4 protein-coding genes are annotated in these 2673 nt (G+C 65.0%); all 4 read left to right on the forward strand.

Annotated features, from left to right (window positions below; genetic code table 11):
• Positions 1 to 205, forward strand: a 205-nt coding sequence (locus ACFDS3_RS20530) for a hypothetical protein (protein WP_375264179.1), incomplete at its 5' end; no start/stop codon positions are given.
• A gap of 17 nt (positions 206 to 222) precedes the next feature.
• Positions 223 to 1356 (forward strand): hypothetical protein, encoded by a 1134-nt coding sequence (locus tag ACFDS3_RS20535; RefSeq protein WP_375264180.1) that lies wholly within the window; start codon positions 223 to 225, stop codon positions 1354 to 1356.
• A 111-nt stretch (positions 1357 to 1467) separates the two neighbouring features.
• Positions 1468 to 2217, forward strand: a complete 750-nt coding sequence (locus tag ACFDS3_RS20540) for a hypothetical protein (protein WP_375264181.1) — start codon at positions 1468 to 1470, stop codon at positions 2215 to 2217.
• Positions 2218 to 2305: 88 nt separating this feature from the next.
• On the forward strand, positions 2306 to 2673 hold a 368-nt coding region (locus tag ACFDS3_RS20545), incomplete at its 3' end, for a hypothetical protein (protein WP_375264182.1).

Below are 2673 nucleotides of genomic sequence, written 5' to 3' on the forward strand. Positions count from 1 at the left end.
CTTCGCTTCGCGTTTCGACTTCCTGAACAACGTGAACCCCGAGAACCTGATCCGCGAGCTGACCGGCAACCAGTCGGGCAATCAGGCCCGCACCCAGACGCGGACCCAGTCCGCTCGTGAGACGGGCAATACCGGGCCCGGCGGCAGCACCTCGAGCGACGTGCAGTCGATCTGGTCGCAATTCGGCACCTCGTCGCGGCAATGAGAGAGATGGAGACCATCATGAAGAAGATCCTGTCCACCGCCGCGACGGCCAGCGTGCTCGCCTTGATCAGCGCCGGCAGCCTGCAGGCGACGCCTTGGGGCACCGAATGGACGTCGCAGACCATCAACCGCAGCGTAAACGGCACGACTTCGGCCGTGAACACGGTCGACCGCTCGGTCAAGCGGGTCGAGGACGAGGTCGAGGACGTCGAGCAGGAGGTGAAGGACCTCCAGGTCGTGGTCGACAACAAGATCGACGAGCTGGCGAACCGCCTGATCGAGGCGCTGCGTCTTCAGACGGGCGAGACCAGCAGCTACATGGACAAGCAGATCGAGGCCGACAAGCGCTTCCTCGATGCCACGCAGCAGAACGAAACCCAGCGTCTGCGCGACCAGTTCCGCGCCGAGGCCGAAAGCGGCAAGTTCGACCCGCCGAAGGATGTTTGTCTGGTCGCGGGCCTCTACGCGAAGGGCGACTCCAACGGGACCACTGGCGGCCGCGGCTCCGAAGCCCGGGCCGATGTCATGGCACAGATGACAGGCGCGGACCCGGCGGTGCAGCAAGGGGGGACCGCGCTGGCCCGCAGCGTCGTTGACGGCATCGAGCCCTACGACGGTCGCTCGGATGGCACGGTGGATGTCTCCATCATGCTCGAAGATCCGACCATCGACATGTCGGATGAGCAAACGCGCCGGGTCGTCACGCGGCTGATGCGCAACATGATCGACCCGACCCCGCCGCGGCCGGTCACTGCCGAGGAACTGCTCACTCCGGAGGGCGTGGCACGGGCCGCGGAACAGCAAGGACGGCAGTCCCGCCTATCGGCAGCGACCGAGCTTCAAGGCATGACGCTGAACATGCGTGATGGCGTGGTCTCGAGCGAAGGCTTCAGGCCCCTGGCGGCGGATTCGGCCTATAACCGCGATATCCCCGACGTGATCTCCGAACTTCAGGCGATCGATATTCGTACGGTTGCGCATTATGCGATGCTCCCGGAAGCAGCTGCGGAGGACCGGACGGTCAATTCGTATCTCCACCGCATTCTGGACGTGATGTCGATCAACACCCGCATCGCCTATCTCAGTCTCGAGCTGCAGAACCGCCAAGCGATAGCGCAGGCCGCGCAGCTCGGTGCCCTCCTCGACAACTGATCTCGGTGGCCGGCCCGGAAACGGGCCGGTCATCCACAGGCTTGCTCCGTCGCCGCCTACCGGTTTGTGAAAAACCCATGTATCCTGCGCGAAACGACTGCGGAGGCAACGATGGCTATGAGCATGGGCCCCCACCAGCCAAAGGCAGGGTGGGGCATCAGGTGGGTGAAGCAGGCGCTGCAGCTGGCGCTGGCGTCGCCCGCGGGCTTTTTGGTCATGATCCTCGGGCTTCTGGTGGCCGCCCTCCTGCGGGGCGCCCTGCGCGAGCTGGGGCTCACCTCGTTCGGGTATTTCGCCGGCCAGGCGCTGATCGCCGCCGCGCTGTTGCCCTGCCTCGTGCTCACCATCAACCAGATCATGCGCGCCGACGGTCGAGGCTCAATGACCCTCGCCGACCTGGTGGATCTGTCAAAGCGCATCGTCCCCGTGGCGTTCGCGGTCCTCGGCATCTTGAGCGCCATTTCCTGGGCCATGCCGCCTAGAACCGGTCCCATCTCCATCGGAGAAGGCTCTGCCTTCGGGCTGTTTCTCGGTGGCGGTGTCAAGGTCTGGGTGCTGGCGGAGATGGTCTGCTGCATGGCGAACCCGTTCTGGCTCGGCTCCAGTTCGGCGCTGCGGCTCGGGGTGTCCGAGGCGATCGCCTCTCACAGCGTGATGGTCATGAAGCTGCGCGTGGTCTGGATGACGGCAGTCGTGGTCACGGTCTGGACATCGAACCTCCTGATGAGCCTGCCGGTCGAGATCCTGCTGCCCATCCTCTACCTGCGTCTCTGCTGGCAATACGTTGCCGCGCGCGAGGTTCTTGGCGGTATCGACGAGAACGGCATCGAGGAGAAGGCGGCGGTGCCGAGCTTCGCGTGACGGTGAAGCTGTGGATAGCGGCGCCGCAGTCGTTGCCTTGCGACAACCCGAAGTGAGATGGTGAGCCGGTGTCGAACAGGAGATTTCGATGAGCTTGAGCATGGGACCGCATTTGCCAAAGGCAGGGTGGCAGAAGCGCTGGCTGGTGCAATCGCTCCAGTTGGCAGGCCGCGCGCCGGCCGCCTTTATCGTGCTTCTCGCATCGGCGGGGATCATCGGCGCGCTCTCCATGGCCCTGGCGACGCTCTTTCTCCGGCCCGGATCGTCTTCGCTTGCGCTCCATTCCGTCATGAGCCTCGCGACCATCGTCGCGTTGCCGCTGCGGGTTCTCGTCGGGAACTTCATCCTGCGCGCCGACGCCCGTGGCTGGCGTGACCTGAGCGACGTCCTGGCCATTGCGCGCAGTGCCCTTCCGTTCGTCGTGATGGTCGAGGTCGCCCTGCTGACCCTCGACCT

Origin of the sequence: Palleronia sp. (assembly GCF_042089775.1) — a bacterium.
Taxonomy (GTDB): domain Bacteria; phylum Pseudomonadota; class Alphaproteobacteria; order Rhodobacterales; family Rhodobacteraceae; genus Palleronia.

Coding starts and splice junctions, on each gene's coding strand:
- ACFDS3_RS20535 (WP_375264180.1), top strand. CDS start 223: ATGAAGAAGATCCTGTCCACCGCCGCGACGGCCAGCGTGCTCGCCTTG.
- ACFDS3_RS20540 (WP_375264181.1), top strand. CDS start 1,468: ATGGCTATGAGCATGGGCCCCCACCAGCCAAAGGCAGGGTGGGGCATC.